Consider the following 19,923-nt stretch of genomic DNA (forward strand, 5'->3'; position numbering starts at 1 on the left):
ATTCATTAAACCCCCTGCCACCCCATTCCCCTAGGCCGCTTACCGATTGTTACGCCTGTTACGTGCGCCTGTTACAGCTTGCGCGAGCAGGCTTTGCTGCGGCGCGCATAGAGCCCTCCCTGTACCTGTGTTAGGGTCTACAATGTACAAGCCGGGCTCACGAGGCCCTGGTACATGATGACGTGAAAAACACGCCGCAGCACCTCCAAAGACACGATTTTTGGCACGGAGACAAATCGCATGAATGCACCGCTACTTCCCGGGCAGGCCCTCGTACAGGCGCCGCGCCAGGACGCTATTTCCCTCGACGACAAATTCACGCTTGCGCGTGGCAGGGCTTTCCTGACCGGAACGCAAGCCCTGGTCCGCCTGCCGATGCTGCAGCACCAGCGCGACCAGGCAGCCGGGCTGAATACAGCCGGCTACATCAGCGGCTATCGCGGCTCGCCACTGGGCAATGTCGACCTGACCGCGATGAAAGCGCAGAAGCACCTGGAAGCGCACCAGGTAAAATTTCATCCCGGCATGAATGAGGACCTGGCCGCCACGGCGGTATGGGGCACGCAGCAAGTCAACCTCTTCCCGGGGGCGCAATACGAAGGCGTGTTTTCACTCTGGTATGGCAAGGGGCCGGGCGTGGACCGCTGCGGCGATGTCTTCAAGCATGCCAACATGGCCGGTTCCAGTGCCCATGGCGGTGTATTGCTGGCAGTCGGCGACGACCACGCCGCCAAGTCTTCCACCACGGCGCACCAGAGCGAACATATCCTCAAGGCGTGCGGCATCCCCGTGCTGTATCCCGCCTCGGTGCAGGAGTATCTCGACTATGGCTTGCATGGCTGGGCCATGAGCCGCTACACCGGCCTGTGGGTCGCCATGAAATGCGTGACCGACCTGGTCGAATCCGGCGCCGTGGTCGATCTCGACCCTGACCGGGTGCAGATCGCGCTGCCGGAAGACTTCGCGCTGCCGCCAGGCGGCTTGAATATCCGCTGGCCGGATGCGGTGCTCGAGCAGGAAGCGCGCATGAACAACTTCAAGTGGTATGCGGCGCTGGCCTATGCGCGCCGCAACCGCCTCAACCGGATTGTCTGGGACAGTCCGCGCGCGAAGATTGGCATCATCACCGCCGGCAAATCCTACCTCGATACGCGCCAGGCCCTGGCCGATCTCGGCATCGACGAGGACGTTGCGCGCGACATCGGCATTCGCCTCTATAAGGTCGGCATGACCTGGCCGCTGGAAGCCGAGGGCGTGCGCGACTTTGCCCAGGGGCTGGAAGAAATCCTGGTGGTCGAGGAAAAACGCCAGCTGCTGGAATACCAGTTGAAGGAAGAGCTGTATAACTGGCGCGACGATGTGCGCCCGCGCGTGGTAGGCAAGTTCGACGACAGCGGCGAATGGAGCAACCCGCACCGCGAGGGGCATGGCCACTGGCTGTTGCCGGCCACTTACGAACTGTCGCCGGCGCAGATTGCGCGGGCAATTGCCAGCCGCATCAGCAAGTACTTCGCCGGCCATCCGGTCGAGGCGCGCGTGCGCGAACGCATCGCTTACCTGGAAGCTAAGGATGCGGTGCTGCAAGCGGTCAGCACCGCGCCCAATCCGGCGACGGACCGCCTGCCGCATTTCTGTTCCGGCTGCCCGCACAACACCTCGACCAACCTGCCAACAGGCAGCCGCGCGCTGGCTGGCATCGGTTGCCACTACATGGTGTTGTGGATGGACCGCGAAACATCGACATTTACGCACATGGGCGCGGAGGGCGCCACCTGGATCGGCCATGCGCCTTTCACGAACGAGCCGCACGTGTTTGCCAACCTCGGCGACGGCACCTATTTTCACTCCGGTATCCTGGCCATCCGCGCCGCCGTCGCGGCGCAGGTGAATATCACTTACAAGGTCCTGTACAACGATGCCGTGGCGATGACCGGCGGCCAGCATGTCGATGGCCCGCTCGATCCGGCGCGCATTTCGCGCCAGCTCGCCGCCGAAGGCGTGACACCCATCGTGGTGATAACGGATGAACCGGACAAGTATCCCGACGGCACCGAGTGGGCTGCGGGCGTCGTCATCCGCCACCGGCGCGAGCTTGACGATGTGCAGCGCGAGCTGCGCGAAGTCCGCGGCGTGTCGGCAGTGATTTACGACCAGACCTGCGCTGCAGAAAAGCGCCGGCGCCGCAAGCAGCATGCCTATCCCGATCCGGCCCGTCGCGTCGTGATCAACGAGTCCGTGTGCGAAGGCTGCGGCGACTGCAGCGTGAAATCCAACTGCCTGTCGGTGGAGCCGCTGGAAACGCCATTCGGCCGCAAGCGCCAGATCAACCAGTCTTCCTGCAACAAGGATTACTCGTGCCTGGAAGGTTTTTGCCCGAGCTTTGTCACGGTCGAAGGCGGCGCCCTGAAGCGCCCGGCACCCGTCAAGGGAGCGCTGGTTGCGGGCGCGCAGGGTGCATCTCCCGCAACCAGCCTGCCGCTGCCGGCGCTGCCTGCTGCGGCAGTGCCCTTCAATATCCTCGTGTGCGGCATTGGCGGTACCGGCGTCATTACCATCGGCCAGATCCTCGCCATGGCCGCCCACATCGAGGGCAAGGGCTGTACTGTCCTCGACATGAGCGGGCTGGCGCAGAAGGGTGGCCCGGTGATGTCGCATGTGCGCATCTGCGAGCGCCAGGATGCCCTGTTCTCCACACGTGTCGGCACCGGCATGGCCGATCTGGTGATCGGCTGCGACGTCATTGTCGCCGCCGGCCGCGATGCCCTGACGCGCATGGGGGAAGGCAAGACTCACGCCGCCGTCAACACGACCGGCGCACCCACGTCAGCATTCATCCGTAACCCCGACTGGCAATATCCGGGCGCGTCGGCGGAAGAGCAGATCAGGACTGCCTGCGGCCGCGAGCGCGTCGATTTCATCAATGCCGGTCATGTAGCGGCCACACTGATGGGCGACACCATCGCCACCAACATGTTCATGCTGGGTTACGCCTGGCAAAAGGGCTGGGTGCCGCTCGGCCTGGACGCCCTGGTGCGGGCCATCGAACTGAATGCCGTGTCGGTCGAGTTCAATCGCCAGGCGTTTGCCTGGGGCCGGCATGCGGCCTGCGACCTCGCCGCAGTTGAAAAACTGGCCCGCACCGAGGACGCCGCAGCGCACGTGATCGAGTTCAAGCGCAACCCCAGGCTCGACGATGTCATCGCCTTGCGCGTCGAGTTCCTTACCGCTTATCAGAACGCCGCCTACGCGCAGCAATATCGCGACTTTGTCGAAGAGGTGCGTACGGCGGAAAACCGCCTGGGCCACGATGGCCGCGCGCACCGTTTGACGGATGCGGTGGCGCGCTACCTGTTCAAGCTGATGGCCTACAAGGATGAGTACGAGGTGGCGCGCCTGCACGCCGATCCTGCATTCCGGGAAAAGATCGCCGGCATGTTCGAGGGCGATTACAAGATCAAATACCATCTGGCGCCGCCGCTGATGGCCAAGCGCGATGCCAGGGGCCATTTGGTGAAGCGCGAATACGGGCCCTGGATGCTGCAGGCATTCCGCCTCCTGGCGCCGCTGAAACGCCTGCGCGGCTCGGCGCTCGACGTGTTCGGCTATACGCAGGAGCGCAGGACGGAGCGCGCGCTGATCGGCCAGTACCGGCAAACCATTGCCTCGCTCCTGCCGAAGCTGCATGCCGACAAGCTGGCGCTGGCGGTGGCGATTGCCAGCATTCCGGAAACCATTCGCGGCTACGGCCATATCAAGGAGCACAACCTGCGTGAAGCGCGGGAAAAAGAAGCCACCCTCCTGACGGCGTTTCATGCCCCCGTTGCCCCCATGCCCGCGCCAGCGGACAAGAAACAGGTTGCCCTGACCTGAGTATCCCGGCTGCGGCGTCACATTCCGGTTGGCGCCGCAGCTAGCCGGGCAATATGTTTTTGAGCAAGATAACCACTCTTGTTTAATTATTATCAATTCGACTACGGGAAGAATAAACTTTTTAAGTCCCCGCCTGCCTACAACTAAAGATGCGAATGTCTTTCGTATCTTCAATTTTTCATCGGGAAGCATTTCCTGCCTGTCCCATCAATTCAAGAAACAGGACATATCATGCAATCGCAAGTTACCGAGTGGAGTACGGCGCTCATGAGTTCTCTGGCTGCGGCAATGGCCTTGTTTTTTTCGGGGATTCCCAAAATCCTTGGATTCGCCATCATTGTCATTGTCGGCTGGATTATCTCGTCGCTGGCGGTAAAGGCCGTTGCCGCGTTGTTAAGAACCATCAAGTTCAACGACATGGCGCAGCGCTCGGGATTTTCCGGCTTTGTGCGAAAAATGGGGACCGACACGGATTCTGCCGGCATGATCGCGGTTGCCGTGAAATGGTTTATTCGCCTGGTCACGCTGGTTGTCGCCTTTGACGCGCTCGGTCTGCCGGCGGTGTCGGACGTGTTGCGCCAGTTGCTGCTCTGGTTACCGAATGTGGTGGTGGCACTGGTGGTGCTGGTGATCGCCGGCCTGGCGGCAAACGCCCTGAGCAGGCTGGTGCGCGGCGCGGCTGCGGAAGGCGGCTTGAAAAATCCGGATTTACTGGCCAAAGTCGCATCCGGCCTGGTCTGGGCATTCGGCATCGTCGTCGCCGTCAACCAGATCGGCATTGCCACGACCCTGGTCAATACGCTGTTCATGGCTGTAACCGGGGCGCTGGCGCTGGCGCTCGGCCTTGCATTCGGCCTGGGCGGTCGGGATACTGCTTCGCAGATCGTGCGCAACTGGTATGGCAAAGGCCAGCAGAACCAGACACAACTGGAGATGGCCATGCATGCTGCGGCCGGCTCCAGCGGCGAAAGCCCTGTCTTGCAGACGCCGGTCGGTTCGATTGTCGAACGACGCTCCATGCAACGCCGCAAGGCAGGGTAGCCAATGTCTGGTGGAGCCTTTCAATACGAGTGCAGGCGTGATTAAAAGGGGTGTCGGCGGCATGCCTGAATGAGGACGATATCACCGGACTCAAGGGCATGCTCATCTGTTCAAGAAGGAGAAATGATCATGAAACGTATAATTTTTTTTGCAATGCTACTCGCTGTTGCGGCTTGCGGGAAAAAACAGGAAACAGTGGTAGTGCCGCCGTCCACGACCATGCCGCAGGCCGCGCCTGAAACGACGACGCTGCCACCGATGACGACCGCCACTGCGGCGGAAACCACCTTGACCTCCGAGGCAGCGACAACGACGACCCAGAAATCGTCTGCTGCGCCCGGAACAGGTCAGTCTGCGGGAGGCATGCAATCTTCAGGTTCGGCGGGATCGGACTCGTCTGCAGGAGGCATGCAATCCGGGGCTGCAGGATCCGCAAAGGCTGCAGGCGCAGCACAACCGTCGCAATCACTGGGTGCCGAACAATCCGCCGGCGTCGGACAGTCTGCCGGCTCAGGCCAGTCTTCGGCAGCCTCTGGCGCGGGCGACTACACGGTGAATGCGGGCGACACGCTGGCCGGAATTGCACGCGAGCATAACCTGAGTTACCGCGATCTCGCCCGCTGGAACAATATCCAGAATCCGGACCGGATCAGCAAGGGCCAGACGCTCAGGCTAGCCGCACCCTGAAAGGTGCAGCCGGCACTGCATTGCGCATGGGATGCGGGGTGGTGAAAATGGGCGCCTAGTCGAAATCGAACAGGTCGCTCAGGAAGCCTTCCCGCTTCTTTTTCTTGTAGGGGGCGTGCTGCTGAGGATAGCCTTGGCTATGCTGTTGACGCGGGTCGCCGGCGTTCTGTTGCTGCGCTTGCGCTGGATAAGGCGGTGGGGCGACTGGCGCCGCCGGCGCTGCGCCTTGTGCCGGCAAGCCGGCAGCGGAACGGTCGATAATCTTGTCGAGTTCGCCGCGGTCGAGCCAGACGCCACGGCATTTCGGGCAATAGTCAATTTCAATTCCCTGTCGCTCGGACATGACGAGATCGGCATCGATACAAATGGGACATTTCATCAATAATCCTCCTTCAAGTAAACTATAAGAATGTGCAACTGTCGTTGACGGCGGTTGCAGCAACCGGCGCAGGCCGACTTGGCGGTTCAGGAAAATGAAATTCGTCTCATGCACGTATGACCGGCATGCTCCGGCCATCCTGGAAATTTTCAACGAAGCGATCCTGCATTCGACCGCGCTATATGACTATCATCCCCGCACACCAGAAAGCATGGTTGCCTGGTTCGGCGCCCGCGCAGCCGGAAATTTCCCCGTCATCGGGCTCGAAAATGCGGCTGGCGAACTGCTGGGGTTCGGCACTTATGGCACTTTCCGCGCTTTCCCGGCCTATAAATATTCGGTCGAACATTCCATATATGTGGACAAAAGTCATCGAGGCAAGGGTTGTGGCGTGCTGTTGTTGCAATCACTCATCGACGCGGCACGGTTGCAGCAATTGCATGTGATGGTTGGTGGTATCGATGCTGAAAATACCGCCAGTATCGCCTTGCATCGCAAGCTTGGTTTCGAGCATGCCGGCACGATCCGCCAGGCCGGTTTCAAATTCGGCCACTGGCTGGATTTGGCATATTTCCAACTGATTCTTGAAACGCCGCACCTGCCGATGGAAGGGTGAGGCGTTCTCATGCATAATCGGTGTACCCAGCTAAAAATTTCTTGAATGCAATCAAATATCCAAGCCCAACTCTTAAATGCGTTGGATCTCTTGCTCGACGTCGTGTGCGTTGTCGACTGCGATGGGCATTTTGTTGCGGTCAGTGCGGCTTGCGAGAAGGTTTTTGGCTATACGCAGGAAGAAATGATCGGCAAGCCTATGATTGACCTGGTGTTGCCGGCGGATCGGGAGCGTACATTGGTGGCCGCCTCCGGCGTCATGGCTGGCAACCCATTGCGCAATTTCGAGAACCGTTACGTCCGCAAGGATGGGCAAGTGGTGGATATCATGTGGTCGGCCAGCTGGTCGGAGGGCGATCAGTTGCGCCTGGCCGTGGCGCGCGATATTACGCTGTACAAGCAAGCCAGTGCGCGCCTGCGGTATCTGGCGCAATATGATGCCTTGACCGGATTGCCCAACCGGGCGTTGTTCGAGGACCGGTTGCAGGTTGCATTGACGCGCGATGCGCGCAATGGCCAGCATCTGGCGTTATTGTTCATTGACCTGGATGACTTCAAGCCTGTCAACGATCAATTCGGCCATGCAGTGGGTGATTTGCTGTTGCAGCAAGTGGCGGCGCGCATTCATGGCTGCGTGCGCGAGTCGGATACGGTAAGCCGGATTGGCGGTGATGAATTCGTCGTGCTGCTGGATGTGATCCATTCCCTGCAAAATGCCGAGAAGCTTGCAGAAGAAATCTGCGTTGCCATTCGTGCCCCGCTGGTCGTTGCGAGCCATACCGTGCAAGTATCGGCCAGTATCGGCATTGCCCTCCATCGTCAGCATGGGACGGATCCGGTACAGCTGATGCGCAGTGCGGACATCGCCATGTATGCTGCAAAACATGCCGGTGGCAATCAATGCCGCAGCGCAGTGCACGAAAGCTTTACATGATGAAATATTGTCTTACATCAAACTTTTAGCAAGTCACCGTATTGGTACGCTTGCCGTGCACTAGCATGGAACTCCACCCACGTTCGTCAATGGAGGTTCCATGTCAGTTGCCAAAGTCATTGAAGTCATCGCCCAGAGCGACAAGAGTTTCGAAGATGCCGCTCAACAAGGGATTACCCGTGCCACCGATTCATTAAGCGATGTCACGGGCGCGTGGATCAAGGACCAGAAGGTCACTGTCTCCGGCGGCAAGATTACCGAATACCGCGTGGTGATGAAAGTGACCTTCGTGCTCAAGGGTTAGCGCTTTTTCAGGATCGAGCCCAGGACGCCGCGGATGATTTCGCGGCCCACTTGCGAACCGATGCTGCGTGCCGCCGATTTCACCAGCGCCTGCACGGGCGAATCGCGCCGGCTGCCACCGCCGAGCAAGCCGCCCAGCATGCCACCGAACCCGCCACCGCTATTCTCTTCCTCTTGCTGGCGGCCACCGCGCGATGCCTGGCCGTTTGGCCCCACGTTGTTTTGATCCGCGTTTTGCGCTTCTGCCTGCTTGGCGGCGACGACGCGCGCGGTGAGTTGTTCATGCGCCGATTCGCGGTCCACAGTCTTTTCATAGATGCCCGCTACCACGGATGTCGCCATGGCAGCCTTGCGTTCCTCGGGCGTGACCGGGCCGATTTGCGAACCTGGCGGCAGGATGTAGGCACGTTCGACGATCTGCGGGCGACCCTTTTCATCCAGGAAGGATACCAGCGCCTCGCCCACGCCCAGTTCGGTGATGACCTGGGCGGTATCGAGCGCGGGGTTGGGGCGGAAGGTCTCGGCGGCCGCCTTGACGGCCTTCTGGTCGCGCGGGGTGTAGGCGCGCAGCGCATGCTGCACGCGGTTGCCGAGCTGGCCGAGGACGGTGTCGGGAATGTCCAGCGGGTTTTGCGTGATGAAGAATACGCCCACGCCCTTGGAGCGGATCAGCCGCACGACCTGTTCGATTTTTTGCAGCAGCGCCTTGGGCGCTTCGTTGAAAAGCAGGTGCGCCTCATCAAAGAAAAACACCATCTTTGGCTTGTCGAGGTCGCCGACTTCCGGCAGGTTTTCAAACAGTTCCGACAGCATCCACAGCAGGAAGGTCGAATACAGGCGCGGTGAATTCATCAGCTTGTCGGCGGCGAGAATATTGACGACACCCTGGCCCTTGCTGTCGGTTTGCAGCAGGTCGTCGATATTGAGCATCGGTTCGCCGAAGAATCGGTCGCCGCCCTGTTCCTCGATGCCGATGATGCCGCGCTGGATGGCGCCGATGCTGGCCGCTGAGATATTGCCGTAGCTGGTGCGGAAATCGGCGGCATTGTCGCCCACGTGCTGCAGCATGCTGCGCAAGTCCTTGATGTCGAGTAGCAGCAAGCCATTGTCATCGGCAATCTTGAAGACCAGTTGCAGCACGCCTTCCTGGGTATCGTTCAGGTTCAGCATGCGCGACAGCAAAAGCGGCCCGAGGTCGGAAATGGTGGCGCGCACCGGGTGGCCCTGTTCGCCGAACACGTCCCAGAAGGTGACCGGGCAAGCCCCCCATTTCGGCTCTTCCAGTCCCAGCGACGCCAGGCGCTTGGAAAGCTTTTCCGAAGGTGCGCCGGCCTTGGCCATGCCCGACAGATCGCCCTTGACGTCGGCCATGAACACCGGCACGCCAATGCCCGAGAGCGCTTGCGCGACAACTTGCAGTGTCACGGTCTTGCCGGTGCCGGTGGCGCCGGTGATGCAGCCATGGCGGTTAACCAGGTTCGACAACAATTCGAGGTCAACAGCGGGCTTCGGATGAGTATTCCTGGCGATCGGCAAAAGAATGGACATGGTGGACCCCTGAAGTGATGACGGATGAATGAAATTACGTTTTTTGCTTGAATTGCCGGTAACCCCGTGCGCGCAATTCGCAAGCCGGGCAATGACCGCAACCATGGCCCCAGTCATGCAGCACGCCGCGTTCGCCCAGATAGCAGGTGTGGGTGCCGCTGCGAATCAGCTCGACCAGCGCGGCGCCACCCAGATCTTGCGCCAGGCGCCAGGTCGCTGCCTTGTCCAGCCACATCAGCGGGGTTTCCAGCTTCAGGCGGGTCGCCATGCCAAGGTTGAGCGCCACTTGCAGGGCTTTCATGGTGTCGTCGCGGCAATCAGGATAACCGGAAAAATCGGTTTCGCACATGCCCCCGACCAGCACATCCAGCCCGCGCCGGTAAGCCACGGTGGCGGCAACCGTCATGAATAAAAGATTGCGTCCAGGCACAAAAGTATTTGGCAAGCCATTGTCCTGCATGCTGATTTCGACGTCGCTGGTCAGTGCGGTGTCGGAAATGGCGGAAATGAGGGCCATGTCGACCAGGTGGTCTTCTCCCAGCTTGCCGTTCCATTCAGGCGACAGCGCGCGGATCTGGTCAAGCAGGGCGGGGCGCACCGTCAGTTCGATGGCGTGGCGCTGGCGATAGTCGAAGCCAATGGTTTCCACCCTTGGGTAGCGCGCCAGGGCCCATGCCAGGCAAGTGGCCGAATCCTGGCCGCCGCTGAACAGGACGAGTGCGCCATTGTTTATGCTCATGGAATCGCAATAAGGGTAATCAGGAAAGTGCCATTATAGGCTGTGCCGGCCGCCTTATTTGCAACTTCATTTGCGCGTGATTTTTTGCAGGGTTTGCTCGATGACTTCGCCGCCTTCCTCGGAAAAACGGATCTTCACCGGATACCATTCGAGCGCCGGCGCCAGCCAGATGTCGAGTTGCTGTTCGTCGCTGCCTGTGGGTAGCTGGCGCGCTACCCTGATGGCATCGATGACGCCCATGGGCGTGGTGACTTTTTCTGTCTTGCCGACGATGAAATTCCAGGGTTGCGCGTCGGTGCGTCCGGCGACGAAGTAGGGCCAGTTCGATCCGGCCATGAATTTTTTCGCGGCAGCACGGGCGTTGCCGACCAGTTGCCAGGTAATGCTGGAGCGATCCTGTTCGCCGCCCATGAGTGGGTAGGTTTCCTCCGAAGCGGAAAAACTCAGCATCCCGGTATCGCGGTTGAACGCGACACTGGTGGCCCTCTTGCGAAAGGTCTTTTCGGTGGCGGTGGCGGGCGCCAGGCCATAGGCATCGATGGCCCCCTCGCTGGTAGACGTCTGAAGTTTGCCCAGCAACATCGCGCGCGCCTCGACATTGAGCAGGTACTTGCCAGCGGCCGCCTGCCATTTCACCAGGGCGCTGCCATCCAGCGTGACGCCGCTGTGGCGCGCCTTGATGACATAGTCGAGATCGGCCGAGGGCGGCAGGTTGAAGGGGCGCTTGGGCAAGGATGGGGCGTCGGCGGCTTGGGCCGGTAGCGCCATGCCTGCCGTCAGCACGGCAGTTGCGGCATATCCGCACAGGAAACGGAAAATCGGGTTCATGCGTGTTGGCTTGATCTACAAAAAATGCGGCATAAAGCCAGAAGGATACGCCAAGAATGCCATCCGCACTGCCGCGGCGGGGCAGCGAATGGCGGCTAGCGGGGCGCCGCCGCGTCGAGCCGGGACAGCGACAGGTCGAGGTATTCGCCATTGGATTCGGTATAGCGCAGCTTTACCGGATACCAGTTGCGCGCGGGCGCCAGCCAGATATCGATGGTCTGGTCCCTGTCGCCGGGGCTTGGCGCCCGCCGTACATGCCAGGTACGCAGCTTGCCCAACCCGACTTCGATCTCTTCTTCGCCGAGCACCTGGATATGCCAGGTGCCGCCGTCACGCACGCCGGCAATGAACAGCGGGATTTGCGCATCGCGCACAAACCGTGCCGCATCGCCACGGCCGATTGCCGCCAGTTGCCAGACGATGCTGGCGCGATCCTGTTCGCCACCCTGCAGCGCAAAAGTCTTGGCCGATGTGGAGAAGCTGATTTGGTTGCGCTCGCGGTTGAAGAAAGTGTCGGTTTGCGGACGCCGGAAACGCTTTTCCGAATATTGTTCAGGGGCAATGCCAAATGCATCCGTCTGTCCGCGGCTGCTGAAGTCGAGCAGGGATACAAACAGAATGCCGGCCTTGCCATTGATCGTGTAATGGCTGCCGTTGAATTGCCAGGTGATGGACCCGTTGCCATACACCATCTGGCCATCACGCTGCGCCTCGACATCGTATTGCAATGTGGCCGAGGGCGGCGGATCGATCTTGTAGCGGTTATTTTCGGCTGCGGCTGCGGCTGCGGCTGCGGGTGCGCTTTGCGTGGCGGCCGCTGGACTGGGCGTCGCCAGGCTCGCGTCGCTGAAGGCTGCATCGGCCAAGCCAGGGTTGGCGGGCATCGGTGCCTGCGCAGCGGTGCCGGGGCCTGGCTCGGCGATGGCGGTCGTGGCTGGGGTTGCTGGCGGCGCACTTTCGGGCACGCTTGCGGGCGGGCGCGGCGGTTTCGGCTTGGCGGCAGGCGCGATTTTGCTGCGCCGCGCCGGCGGGGGCGCGGCTGGTGCCGGCTGCGCCTGCACCAGCACGGTACGCAACACTTCGGGTGGCGCGTTATCCGGGGCTTGCGCGGGCAAGCCGACATAGCCGCCTACCCAGTTCAGTGTCAGCGCATGCAGCAGCAGTGACAGCAGGCCGACCACGAGCCAGCGCCGCCAGCGCCAGGCGCGTGCAGACGGTGGCCTGCCATCGGGACGGGGAAAATTCATGGCGCCGCGCGACAAGTAAAGCAGGGTGAATGGAAGAAGGCCGGAATCATTTGCTCAAGTGTATCTGTATCTGTGCCTGTTTGTAAGGCGACATGGCAAAGCTGTTTTCTGGCTTCCCTGGGCGTAAAATCCCCTATTTTATCCATACCGGTATGCTACCCCTCAAATTCTTGCGCCTGGCGCTGGCCACCAGCTTGCTGGCAATCACTGGAACGGCATTTGCCGCCCCGGCTGCGGCCGCCGCGCCGATCACGATCGGCATGATCGATGGCGTCTCCGGGCCCTTTGCCAATGCCGGTGAAGCGGTGCGCCGCAACCTGCAGCTGGCAATTGAACGTATCAATGCCCGTGGCGGCGTGCGCTTGCCGCACGGAGCGCGACCGCTGGCGCTGGCGGTCTTCGACAACAAGCAAGGCGTTGAGGAGTCGCTAGTGGCATTTCGGCAATTAACTGACCAGGATATTCCCTTTCTCGCCCAAGGCAACAGCTCGGCGGTCGCGGCAGCGCTGGTCGACGCGGTCGACAAGCACAATACGCGCAGGCCCGCCCGGCGCGTGCTGTTTCTGAATTATTCCGCGGTCGATCCGGCACTGACGAATGAGAAATGCAGTTTCTGGCATTTTCGTTTCGATGCCAATGCCGACATGCGCATGCATGCCCTGACGGAAGTGATCAAGTCGGATACGCGCGCCAGGCGCATTTACCTGATCGGCCAGGATTACAGCTTTGGCCGCCAGGTCGCCAAGGCGGCCCGTGCGCAGTTGGCAGCCAAGCGCCCGGATATCGAGATAGTCGGCGATGAGTTGCACCCGATCGGCCGCATCAAGGATTTCGCGCCGTATCTAGCCAAAATCAAGGCAGCCGGCGCCGACGCCATTGTCACGGGCAACTGGGGCAATGACCTGACCTTGCTGGTCAAGGCGGCGCGCGACGCCGGCCTGGCGCTGAAGTTCTACACGTTCTACGGCAACGGCCTGGGCGCGCCCGCAGCACTGGGCGACGCCGGTGTTGACCGCGTGCGCGCCGTGGCGGAATGGCATCCGAATGTGGGCGGCGCCGCAAGCGATGCATTTTACGGGGAATTCAAAAAACGCTATCCTCGCCCGGAGGACGATTACGTACACCTGCGCATGCAGCTGATGGTCGACATGCTCGCCGCGGCAATCGAGAAGGCTGGCACCACCGATGCAGCAGCGGTGGCCCATGCCCTGGAAGGGGCGGCATACCGCAATGCCTTTCACCAGGCCACCATGCGGGCCGCCGACCACCAGCTGATCCAGCCCCTGTATGTCTCGGTGATGAAGCGCCAGGCCGATGGCGGCATCCGTTACGACAATGAAGGCAGCGGCTACGGTTTCAAGACAGAGCGCTACCTGCCTGGGCCGGCGACTGCCCTGCCAACTTCTTGCCAGATGGTACGACCACAGTGAAGGCAGTCAGCCTGACAGCAGGAAGTCTTTAACGCACGGGGCAACCCGGTCCTTGAACTCGCCCCTGCTTCAGCACTCCAATTCAAGCAATTTCAGACGCAAGATTTTTTGTCACGTAGTGTAAAAACCTGGGGGCATGGCCATGTCGACCTCAAGCGAGACCAGTAAAAATGCGCCGCCGGAAATCCATCCCGGCGATGCTGCATTCCCCGGCACACCTGGCACTGGCGAAGATGTTTGTCCGCGCTGCAAGGGGACAGGCATGGACCATGGTCAGGATTGCCCGGATTGCGGCGGCACCGGCCGCATCGTCGAGGGCATCGGCGGCGGTTAACCGCCATTGCTTTCTTCAATGCCCATGGCGCAAGCTGCCGGATGCAGGTCAGAGCTTCCAGCCGTAGGCAATGCCGATGATGTTTTCGCGCAGGTTGACGTTGGCATTGCCGCCGCCAAAGCCCCCTGGCGGGAAGCCCGGCGGAATGGAATTGGCGCCGTTCACCGTCTTGCCGAAGGCGTGCGCATAGTAGCCCGTCAATTCGCCGCCGCCCGGCGCAGTCCAGGTGGCGCCTGCGGTCAGGTGTTTCTGCACCACGCCCGGCGCCAGGATGTTGAAGAAGGTCTCTGACGAACGCACAGGCTGGGTGGCGTAGCTGACGCCGCCGCGCACCGTCAGGTCTTGCCGCAGTCGCTGGCTGAGGCCAAGTTTCAGCACAGTGACGTCGCGCCAGCCAAAGCCCGGCGCATTGGCCGAACCCAGCGGCTGTCCTGCGAAGAGCGGCGCCACCGGGTTGCCCACCGATCCGACCTTGCTGTAGCGGATATGCTGCACGTCTGCTGCCAGCGTCAGGGCTTTCGTCGCCTCGAAGGCCACGCCAACACCGAAATTCTCCGGGATGTCGAAGCCGCCGTTGTCGGCAAACAGGCCGCGGTACTTGTCGAAGCGGCCGTCGATCTTCGATGCCCAGGTTGCGCCCAGTGTCAGGCCCGCTGCCACCTTGCCGGTCCAGCCCAGGCGCACGCCGGCGCCATTGCTGGTATCGGTGCCCTGGTCGCTGACATTGCCGGGGGCGGTGGAAAAGCCGCCGAAGATGCCGATGCCCTGGGCTTTGAAGCGCTGGTGCGCCAGCACCAGGGCAGCGCCAAGCGCATGGTCCTCATTGACTTTGTATGCCACCGACGGTGAAATGAAAACTTGTTCCAGATTGATGCCGGCCTTGCCGGCGGCGCCAAAGCGTGCATAGGGATTGGTGGCGTAGTCGGTGTTCATGCCACCATTGCCGAAAACCGCGATGCCAACGTGCGTGGTCGCGTCAAGCTTGCGGGTGTAGCCGAATTCAGGAATGAAAAACGCTTTCTTGTCGCTGCCCGAGTAGCTGGCGTTCGGGCCAAAGGCGTTGCCGGCGATATCGCCGCCGCGGCGCGGCGCAAACAGGGACAGGCCGAGGTCGAGACGGTCGCCCACGGCAGCGATGCCCGCCGGGTTGGAGGCGGCAGCCAGGGCATCCTGGGGCAAGGCGATGCCGACGCCGGCAATGCCAAGCGACTTGGCGCCGTAACCATGGGAAAAATAGCCATTGGTGGCATGGGCGACAACGGGCGCCAGCAGCGCTGCCGCGATGGCCAGAGGGCGAAGGGGAAAGTGAATCGTGGTCATTTTTTCGTTGATGGTTTCTGATGTTTGCCAAGCCGCGAGCGGCAACCTGATTTGTTGCTCTAAAGCATGGCAGAACAGGGCGGCAAACCAAACGAAGAAATCTGCATAAACAAATAAGGATTTTTTTGCGCAGCAAAGACCGCAACATCAATCCATGGGCCAGTGCTGGCCATCCGCAACACTGGATTTTGCTTTTCCGGCAATGTTGTACACTTTGGTCAGGGCTTACAAAACGGAAATTGCCGCTTTAATATGAATTCGGTCAAATATCTGCTAGGCTGAAAAAATACTTACATCAAACGGAGACTGCCATGTCCAAATCCACCCCATCCGCCATTCCTGGTGTCAGCATGATGACGGATACCCTGGATTTTTTTAAAAACATGTGGGAGAACGTGCCTGGCATGAACTTGCCCGGCATGAAACACATTCCAGGCATGGTCATGCCGACCCTGTCGGTGGACGAGATTGAAAAGCAGATCAAGGATCTGAAGGCGGTTGAATCCTGGCTCGCGCTGAACCTAAACATGCTGCAGGGAACCATCCAGGCGCTGGAAGTCCAGAAGGCCACGATTTCCACCTTGCAAACCATGGGCGAGACCTTTACCGCCGCCATGCAGCCGCCGTCCACGGACGCTCACGCGGAAAAGCCGGCATTCCAGTCGCCGTTTTCTGCTGCATCCGCCGCAGCTGAAAAATCTGCCGCCACGGAAAAGGCTGCGGCAGAGAGGGCTGCCGATGCGGCCGCTGCCAGGGAAAAATCGGCTGCGCGCGAAAAGCGCGTGGCCGAAGCGGCCGAAGCTGTCGGAAAATCCCCGGTTCAGCCCGCCCTTGATGCCACTGCAGCGATGGCCGACGCCATGCAGCCGCTGGCCAATCCGGCGGCGTGGTGGGGCATGCTGCAAGACCAGTTCAAGCAGGCGGTCGATACCGCAGCTGCGATGACGCCGGACGCCACAATGCCCCGCGCTGAACCCGCCTCCGGGGCTGCCAAGTCGTCGGCAAAATCGGGCGCGCCGGAAAAGGCGGAAGCAACGTCAACCCCGCGCAAGCGCAAGCCCGCGCCCAAGGCATAATGGCGGGCGGCCGCGTGCCGCCTAGCCAAAACGCCTGGCGGCATCGAGCGCGAGACCCGCGCCGATGCTGCCGAACAGATCCCCTTCTACCCGCCGCGCTGTTGGCAGGGCCTGTGCAATTTGCCTGCGCAGCATCGGCACGCCGCTTGAGCCGCCGGTAAAGAAGACCGTATCGACTGCATCCGGGCTTATGCCGGCATCATCCAGCAAGCCAAGCACGGCACTTTCGACCTTGCCAACCAGCGGTGCAATCGCGGCATCGAAGCGCTCGCGTTGCAGCGTTACTTCGACAGGCTGACGCAAGCGGTCGAGTGTCAGTTGCGCCGTGTCGGCGTCCGAGAGCGCGATCTTGCCCTGCTCGATCTGGAAGGCCAGCCAGTGGCCTGCGCGCTGCTCGATCAGGTCGAGCAGGCGGTCGAGCTTGTCGCGCTCGACCGCATCGCGGTAGATATCCCTGAGCTGGTTTTCCGCCTGGCGCGTGTACGCCAGGTTAATCGTGTGCCAAGTCGCCAGGTTGAAGTAATAGCTCGACGGCATTTCGGTATTGTTCTTCAGGCGGCTGCCCAGGCCGAACAGTGGCATGACCCCTGACAGGCTCAGGTACTTGTCGAAATCGGTGCCGCCGATATGCACCCCTGCATTGGCCAGGACATCCTCGCGGCGGTCGATCTTGCCGGCACGCTGCGGCGACAGGCGCACCAGGGAAAAATCCGAGGTGCCGCCGCCGATATCGGCGATTACGACCAATTCTTCGCGCGCCAGTGTCGATTCATAATCGAACGCGGCGGCGATCGGCTCGAACTGGAAGGCGATTTCCTTGAAGCCGGCGCCGCGGGCAATTTCTTCCAGCGTGCGCTCGGCCAGGCGATCGGCCACGGGGTCTTCATCGACAAAAAATACCGGCCGCCCGAAGACGGCTTGTTCGAAGGGGCGGCCGGCAGCCTGCTCGGCGCGCGTCTTGAGCGCTGCAATGAATTGCGACAGCAAGTCGCGGTAGCGCAGGGCGCGTCCCAGGACCTCGGTCTGGCCATCGATCAGGCTCGAGCCGAGCAGGCTTTTGAGGGAACGCATCAGGCGGCCTTCGCCGCCTTCCAGATAGGTGGCCAGCGCGGCGCGGCCGAAATGGATGCTGTCTTCCTCGGCGTTGAAGAATACCGCCGAGGGCAGGGTGGCTTTGCCATCTTCGAGGGGCAGGAGCGCGGATTGCCCGGGCCGGCTCCAGCCGACCGTGGAATTGGATGTGCCGAAGTCGACGCCGCATGCTTCAGTCATGACGTTTTGCCATCTTTGTGCGAGATTGAACGGGGCCGCAATGATATGCGATTCCATGCAGTCTGGCTAAAAATTTCTTTGCTTCGCGAAACTGCGCCAGGCACCTCGGATCATTATGCCAACGGCATGTCGCTAATTTCCTGTTCCGCGAAGGCGCAGCGCATTGGTAATGACCGACACTGAACTCAGGCTCATTGCAAGCGCGGCGAAAATTGGCGAAAGAAGCTGCCCCGTGAACGGATAGAGCAATCCAGCCGCCAGCGGAATCCCGAGCGCGTTATAGACAAAGGCAAAAGTCAGGTTCTGATGCATGTTGCGCACGGTGGCGACCGAAATTGCCCGGGCCCGGGCAATGCCGCGCAAATCCCCCTTGACCAGCGTCACATGGGCGCTGTTCATTGCCACATCGGTGCCGGTCCCCATCGCCACGCCGACATTCGCCCTGGCCAGCGCAGGGGCATCGTTAATACCGTCGCCCGCCATGGCCACGATCTTGCCCTGCGCTTGATAGCGCTCCACGAGGTTCAGTTTGTCCTGAGGCTTGACCTCGCCATAGACCTCGGCAATGCCGAGCTTTGCCGCGACCGATTTTGCGGTTGTCACGCCATCGCCGGTCGCCATGATGACCGTAACCCCGGTTTGCTTGAGCAATTTCAGGGCTTCCTGCGTCGTCGCCTTGATCGGGTCGGATACCGCTACCAGGCCCACCAGTTGTCCGTCCGCCGCCAGGTACATGACAGAGGCGCCTTCGCCGCGCAAGGCTTCCGCCTCGCTGGACAATGGGTGCCAGTCGACTTTTTCATCGTCCATCAGTTTGGTATTGCCCAGCGCAAGGCGATGGCCGGCCACCACGCCGCGCACGCCGATGCCGCTGGACGACTCGAACGACGCTGGCTTGTGCAGTTCAAGACCGCGCTTGCGCGCTTCGGCAACAATCGCATGCGCCAAGGGATGCTCGCTGCCCTGGTCGATGCTGGCCGCGGCCAGCAACACGTCTTCCTCGCTGAAGCCAGCAGCGGGAATGATGCGGTCGAAAGCTGGCTTGCCTTCGGTCAGCGTACCGGTCTTGTCGACAATTAGGGTATCGACTTTCTTGAAACTTTCAATGGCGGCAGCATCCCGGAACAACACGCCCTGGGTCGCCGCACGTCCGGTCGCCGCCATGATCGACATCGGCGTTGCCAGGCCCAACGCGCAGGGGCAGGCGATGATGAGGACCGCGACGGCATTGACGAAGCCGAAGACCCAGCTGGGTTGCGGGCCGACGAGGCCCCAGGCGACAAAGGTGGCCAACGCAATCAGGCCGACGACGATCACGAAATAGCCGGCGACCACGTCTGCCAGGCGTTGCATGGGTGCACGCGAGCGCTGCGCCTGTGCCACCATTTGCACGATTTGCGAGAGCATGGTTTGCGAGCCGACCACTTCCGCACGCATCACCAGGCTGCCGCTGGTGTTGATCGTGGCGCCGATCACCTTGTCGTCTGGTCGCTTGGTCATGGGCATCGGTTCGCCGGTCAGCATCGATTCATCCACGGCGCTTTCACCCTCCAGGACGATGCCGTCGACAGGGACTTTCTCGCCGGGTCGGATGCGCAGCATGTCGCCGATATGCACATGTGTCAGCGGAATATCCTCTTCGGTGCCGTTCTCCTGGATACGGCGCGCGGTTTTAGGGGCGAGTCCGAGCAGGGATTTGATCGCCGCGGAGGTCTGGGAGCGGGCCCTTAATTCCAGAATTTGCCCGAGCAATGTCAGCGAAACGATGACTGCGGCCGCCTCGAAATAGACGCCGACACGGCCGTCCTGCCTGAAGGCTGCCGGAAACAATTCAGGTGCAATCGTAGCGGCCACGCTATAGCCGAAAGCCGCCAGCACGCCCAAGCCGATCAGGGTCCACATGTTGGGGCTGCGCCTGGCGATGGATTGCGCGCCGCGTGCAAAGAATGGCCAGCCTGCCCAGAGCACCACCGGGGCGCTCAAGGCGAATTCAATCCAGTTCTGGTAGGGGATTCCGCCATGGAAGAACTGGTGCGCGCCCATCGCCAGCATCGTCACAGTCACCGTCAGCGGCAAGGTCCACCAGAAGCGCCGGCGGAAGTCCTTGAGCTCCGGGTTTTCCTCTTCCTCCAGTTCCGGAATCAGCGGCTCCAGCGTCATGCCACACTTGGGGCAATTGCCCGGCGTCGGCTGGCGGATTTCCGGATGCATGGGACAGGTGTAAATCGTCCCGGCCATCGTCGCATCATGCGCAGGTGCGTGATGGTGCGCATGCTCATGATGGTGGTGGACGTCTTTTT

General features: G+C 61.2%; 17 protein-coding genes. 9 read left to right on the top strand and 8 right to left on the bottom strand.

The window, feature by feature from the left end; translation table 11 throughout:
* Window positions 1-240 precede the first annotated feature (240 nt).
* The 3 genes from EKL02_RS03410 (at window position 241) to EKL02_RS18455 (ending at window position 5,598) form a co-directional block, all read left to right on the top strand.
* The gene (locus EKL02_RS03410) at window positions 241-3,870 is read left to right on the top strand and encodes an indolepyruvate ferredoxin oxidoreductase family protein (protein ID WP_128900732.1); all 3,630 of its coding nucleotides are present in this window, start codon (window positions 241-243) and stop codon (window positions 3,868-3,870) included.
* A 231-nt stretch (window positions 3,871-4,101) separates the two neighbouring features.
* Window positions 4,102-4,911 (top strand): small-conductance mechanosensitive ion channel, encoded by an 810-nt coding sequence (locus EKL02_RS03415; RefSeq protein WP_128900733.1) that lies wholly within the window; start codon window positions 4,102-4,104, stop codon window positions 4,909-4,911.
* A 129-nt stretch (window positions 4,912-5,040) separates the two neighbouring features.
* Window positions 5,041-5,598, top strand: a complete 558-nt coding sequence (locus EKL02_RS18455; RefSeq protein ID WP_241687773.1) for a LysM domain-containing protein — start codon at window positions 5,041-5,043, stop codon at window positions 5,596-5,598.
* A 55-nt stretch (window positions 5,599-5,653) separates the two neighbouring features.
* Here EKL02_RS18455 and EKL02_RS03425 read toward each other — a convergent pair whose 3' ends face one another.
* Window positions 5,654-5,977 (bottom strand): zf-TFIIB domain-containing protein, encoded by a 324-nt coding sequence (locus EKL02_RS03425; protein ID WP_128900734.1) that lies wholly within the window; start codon window positions 5,975-5,977, stop codon window positions 5,654-5,656.
* Window positions 5,978-6,071: 94 nt separating this feature from the next.
* Here EKL02_RS03425 and EKL02_RS03430 point away from each other — a divergent pair, with 94 nt between their 5' ends.
* The 3 genes from EKL02_RS03430 to EKL02_RS03440 all read left to right on the top strand — a co-directional run bounded on the left by EKL02_RS03430 (window position 6,072) and on the right by EKL02_RS03440 (window position 7,830).
* On the top strand, window positions 6,072-6,593 hold the full coding sequence (locus EKL02_RS03430; protein ID WP_128900735.1) for a GNAT family N-acetyltransferase: 522 nt from the start codon (window positions 6,072-6,074) through the stop codon (window positions 6,591-6,593).
* 90 nt (window positions 6,594-6,683) lie between these two features.
* A complete protein-coding gene (locus EKL02_RS03435; protein WP_206732445.1) occupies window positions 6,684-7,526 on the top strand; it encodes a sensor domain-containing diguanylate cyclase in 843 nt (280 codons plus the stop codon).
* Window positions 7,527-7,626: 100 nt separating this feature from the next.
* Window positions 7,627-7,830 (top strand): dodecin family protein, encoded by a 204-nt coding sequence (locus tag EKL02_RS03440; protein WP_128900737.1) that lies wholly within the window; start codon window positions 7,627-7,629, stop codon window positions 7,828-7,830.
* Here EKL02_RS03440 and EKL02_RS03445 read toward each other — a convergent pair.
* The 4 genes from EKL02_RS03445 to EKL02_RS03460 form a co-directional block, all read right to left on the bottom strand.
* Entirely contained in the window at window positions 7,827-9,377 is a 1,551-nt protein-coding gene (locus EKL02_RS03445) for a helicase HerA-like C-terminal domain-containing protein (protein WP_128900738.1), read from the bottom strand. The two genes, EKL02_RS03440 and EKL02_RS03445, sit on opposite strands and share 4 nt — an antisense overlap.
* A gap of 34 nt (window positions 9,378-9,411) precedes the next feature.
* Entirely contained in the window at window positions 9,412-10,116 is a 705-nt protein-coding gene (queC, locus tag EKL02_RS03450) for a 7-cyano-7-deazaguanine synthase QueC (RefSeq protein WP_128900739.1), read from the bottom strand.
* Window positions 10,117-10,182: 66 nt separating this feature from the next.
* Window positions 10,183-10,944 carry a DUF3108 domain-containing protein gene (locus tag EKL02_RS03455; protein ID WP_128900740.1) on the bottom strand — a complete coding sequence of 254 codons (762 nt, stop codon included), beginning with the start codon at window positions 10,942-10,944 and terminating at the stop codon, window positions 10,183-10,185.
* Between the two features lie 95 nt (window positions 10,945-11,039).
* Window positions 11,040-12,191, bottom strand: a complete 1,152-nt coding sequence (locus EKL02_RS03460; protein ID WP_128900741.1) for a DUF3108 domain-containing protein — start codon at window positions 12,189-12,191, stop codon at window positions 11,040-11,042.
* Window positions 12,192-12,343: 152 nt separating this feature from the next.
* Here EKL02_RS03460 and EKL02_RS03465 point away from each other — a divergent pair, with 152 nt between their 5' ends.
* A complete protein-coding gene (locus tag EKL02_RS03465; protein WP_128900742.1) occupies window positions 12,344-13,621 on the top strand; it encodes a branched-chain amino acid ABC transporter substrate-binding protein in 1,278 nt (425 codons plus the stop codon).
* A 142-nt stretch (window positions 13,622-13,763) separates the two neighbouring features.
* Window positions 13,764-13,955, top strand: a complete 192-nt coding sequence (locus tag EKL02_RS03470) for a hypothetical protein (protein ID WP_128900743.1) — start codon at window positions 13,764-13,766, stop codon at window positions 13,953-13,955.
* Window positions 13,956-14,003: 48 nt separating this feature from the next.
* Here the strand turns inward: EKL02_RS03470 and EKL02_RS03475 are convergent, their stop codons facing one another.
* Entirely contained in the window at window positions 14,004-15,275 is a 1,272-nt protein-coding gene (locus tag EKL02_RS03475; RefSeq protein WP_128900744.1) for an outer membrane protein transport protein, read from the bottom strand.
* A 311-nt stretch (window positions 15,276-15,586) separates the two neighbouring features.
* Here EKL02_RS03475 and EKL02_RS03480 point away from each other — a divergent pair, with 311 nt between their 5' ends.
* Window positions 15,587-16,351: a PhaM family polyhydroxyalkanoate granule multifunctional regulatory protein gene (locus tag EKL02_RS03480; RefSeq protein WP_128900745.1), complete on the top strand. Its 765-nt coding sequence runs from the start codon at window positions 15,587-15,589 to the stop codon at window positions 16,349-16,351.
* 21 nt (window positions 16,352-16,372) lie between these two features.
* Here the strand turns inward: EKL02_RS03480 and EKL02_RS03485 are convergent, their stop codons facing one another.
* Together EKL02_RS03485 and EKL02_RS03490 are read right to left on the bottom strand one after the other, a co-directional pair.
* Window positions 16,373-17,623 (bottom strand): Hsp70 family protein, encoded by a 1,251-nt coding sequence (locus tag EKL02_RS03485; protein ID WP_128900746.1) that lies wholly within the window; start codon window positions 17,621-17,623, stop codon window positions 16,373-16,375.
* Window positions 17,624-17,755: 132 nt separating this feature from the next.
* Entirely contained in the window at window positions 17,756-19,861 is a 2,106-nt protein-coding gene (locus EKL02_RS03490; protein ID WP_241687901.1) for a copper-translocating P-type ATPase, read from the bottom strand.
* Window positions 19,862-19,923 lie beyond the last annotated feature (62 nt).

The sequence above is a fragment of the Janthinobacterium sp. 17J80-10 genome, from assembly GCF_004114795.1.
In the GTDB taxonomy this organism is placed as follows: domain Bacteria; phylum Pseudomonadota; class Gammaproteobacteria; order Burkholderiales; family Burkholderiaceae_D; genus Paucimonas.

Coding starts and splice junctions, on each gene's coding strand:
- EKL02_RS03465 (WP_128900742.1), top strand. CDS start 12,344: ATGCTACCCCTCAAATTCTTGCGCCTGGCGCTGGCCACCAGCTTGCTG.
- EKL02_RS03470 (WP_128900743.1), top strand. CDS start 13,764: ATGTCGACCTCAAGCGAGACCAGTAAAAATGCGCCGCCGGAAATCCAT.
- EKL02_RS03410 (WP_128900732.1), top strand. CDS start 241: ATGAATGCACCGCTACTTCCCGGGCAGGCCCTCGTACAGGCGCCGCGC.
- EKL02_RS18455 (WP_241687773.1), top strand. CDS start 5,041: ATGAAACGTATAATTTTTTTTGCAATGCTACTCGCTGTTGCGGCTTGC.
- EKL02_RS03475 (WP_128900744.1), bottom strand. CDS start 15,275: ATGACCACGATTCACTTTCCCCTTCGCCCTCTGGCCATCGCGGCAGCG.
- EKL02_RS03440 (WP_128900737.1), top strand. CDS start 7,627: ATGTCAGTTGCCAAAGTCATTGAAGTCATCGCCCAGAGCGACAAGAGT.
- EKL02_RS03415 (WP_128900733.1), top strand. CDS start 4,102: ATGCAATCGCAAGTTACCGAGTGGAGTACGGCGCTCATGAGTTCTCTG.
- EKL02_RS03455 (WP_128900740.1), bottom strand. CDS start 10,944: ATGAACCCGATTTTCCGTTTCCTGTGCGGATATGCCGCAACTGCCGTG.
- EKL02_RS03430 (WP_128900735.1), top strand. CDS start 6,072: ATGAAATTCGTCTCATGCACGTATGACCGGCATGCTCCGGCCATCCTG.
- EKL02_RS03425 (WP_128900734.1), bottom strand. CDS start 5,977: ATGAAATGTCCCATTTGTATCGATGCCGATCTCGTCATGTCCGAGCGA.
- EKL02_RS03480 (WP_128900745.1), top strand. CDS start 15,587: ATGTCCAAATCCACCCCATCCGCCATTCCTGGTGTCAGCATGATGACG.
- EKL02_RS03485 (WP_128900746.1), bottom strand. CDS start 17,623: ATGACTGAAGCATGCGGCGTCGACTTCGGCACATCCAATTCCACGGTC.
- EKL02_RS03490 (WP_241687901.1), bottom strand. CDS start 19,861: ATGGCCGGGACGATTTACACCTGTCCCATGCATCCGGAAATCCGCCAG.
- queC (WP_128900739.1), bottom strand. CDS start 10,116: ATGAGCATAAACAATGGCGCACTCGTCCTGTTCAGCGGCGGCCAGGAT.
- EKL02_RS03445 (WP_128900738.1), bottom strand. CDS start 9,377: ATGTCCATTCTTTTGCCGATCGCCAGGAATACTCATCCGAAGCCCGCT.
- EKL02_RS03460 (WP_128900741.1), bottom strand. CDS start 12,191: ATGAATTTTCCCCGTCCCGATGGCAGGCCACCGTCTGCACGCGCCTGG.